Below are 1,835 nucleotides of genomic sequence, written 5' to 3' on the forward strand. Positions count from 1 at the left end.
TCCTGTTCAATAGGTCCGCGGGTCACATACCCAGCCACACCCGGCTCCCATGCCCCTACGATGACATGAGCGTTAGTCCCACCGTCTGCAAAACAATTAATCCCTGCGACTGGACACTCTCCCTCCCAGATCGTGCTTTCACGAGTAAAATGAAACGGGGAGGCTGCTATATCAAAATGCTTCATGGGCTGCTGGCCAGATAGGAACGGTACGACCTCTCGATGATGTAGCATCAGAACGACCTTCACCAGGCCTGCTATCCCTTCCGCACATAATGGATGTCCTATATTGGGTTTGCTTGATCCTAACCCCAACTCTTCTGAGTTCTCTTCCCGGTAGACCTTCCGAATGGCCTTTAGTTCCAACAAGTCCGTTACCATGGAGCCCGAACCATTCGCCTCGATATAACTGATATCCGCTGCCTGTTTACCACTTCTTTCGAGCGCCGTACGCATAACATCCTGTTGTGCCTGGATGTTGGGTGTGGCTGGTCCTGCCGTTCGGCCGTCGTTATTCACGGCTGTCCCTTTAATTACCGCATATATCCGGTCGCCATCCTCTTGTGCTTGCTCCAGCGTCTTGACGATGACGACCCCGCCGCCTTCCGACAGCACGGCTCCGCTCGTTCGACCATCAAACAGATGGAAGTTGGGCTCCCCGCTTAATATTCCTCTCTGGTCGAATAATCGGTGCGCCTGGTCAGTTCCTAGCAAGCTAACCCCGCCCACCAGAGCACCATTTATTTCGCCGCTGTGTAATGCCTGAACGGCCATATGCAAACCTACTAAAGCTGACGAACATGCCGTATCCAATACTAAACTCGGACCTCGAAGATCAAAGTAATGGGAGATATTCGCCGCCAAATAATTCGGGCCCACTGCCAGGATCGGGTTGCGAGCCGCAAGTAGCTCCTGCTCATCCGGTCGGTGCTGGCTGCGTCCCCCGATGTACACGCCCACCGGCGCTCCTTTGATCTCATCTACCGTATATCCGGCGTGATGCCATGCCTTTAAACTTTCCTCTAGCAACAGTAACGCTTGAGGATCCATCACCCGAGCGTCTTCCGCCGCAATATGAAAGCGGGATGCCACCCGTTCTGTTGGCGTTTCAACCAATCCGGCATAATAGTCCGCTTCCTGTCCCCATCGTTCCTGCGGCACACGACCGATCGCACTCCGTCCTTCTTTCAACAGATCCCAGTACGCGTCCAAGCTTGGTGCGCCCGGTAGCTGACAGGACATGCCAACCACGGCAATATCCCCGGTTCTCTGTTTGGAGCGAACTTGTAACTTCGGACTTGGAGGAAGCTCCTGCGGATAAGATTCCAACGGCACTCCGCTCGAATCTACAGCTTGGCTTGCCGGAGTACCTGAAGTTGTCTCTCCTCTCAACGCCGACGGATAGGTCTGGACCAGCCAGCCTGCCAAGCTTTCCATACTGGCATATTCATACAAGATCGAAGGATCCAGCTCTTCGCCTACCCACTGATTAATGGTACGTAACAACTGGGTCAGTAAGATCGAGTCAACTCCAAACTCCTGAAATGATACATCTGGCTCCAGTTCCGCAGGATCAATTTTCAGCTCGGACGAGAACAACCCGACAAGCCGCTCTATCACCGTGTGCAGCAGCGTTCCATCGTCTTCCCGCGCTGGTTGCAGCTGAACCGGAGCACTTTTCTGCTGTTCTTCCAGTTTCCGGCTCATCAGGCGTTGTGGTTGCCATACTTTTGGATTAACCATGGCCGGGAGTACGACATTACCCACATTGTAAGTCAGCACCATATCCAGCATGGCGAGACCTTCTTCGTTGGTATGACTAAGTAGACCAGTTTG

1 protein-coding gene is annotated in these 1,835 nt (G+C 53.4%); it reads right to left on the reverse strand.

Features of this window, described 5'->3' with window-relative positions; genetic code table 11:
- Nucleotides 1-1,835: beta-ketoacyl synthase N-terminal-like domain-containing protein (locus tag ACFTRD_RS32540; protein WP_379387143.1), on the reverse strand; the 1,835-nt coding region annotated here is incomplete at both ends.

The organism is Paenibacillus sp. NPDC056933 (assembly GCF_042674385.1).
GTDB lineage: Bacteria > Bacillota > Bacilli > Paenibacillales > Paenibacillaceae > Paenibacillus.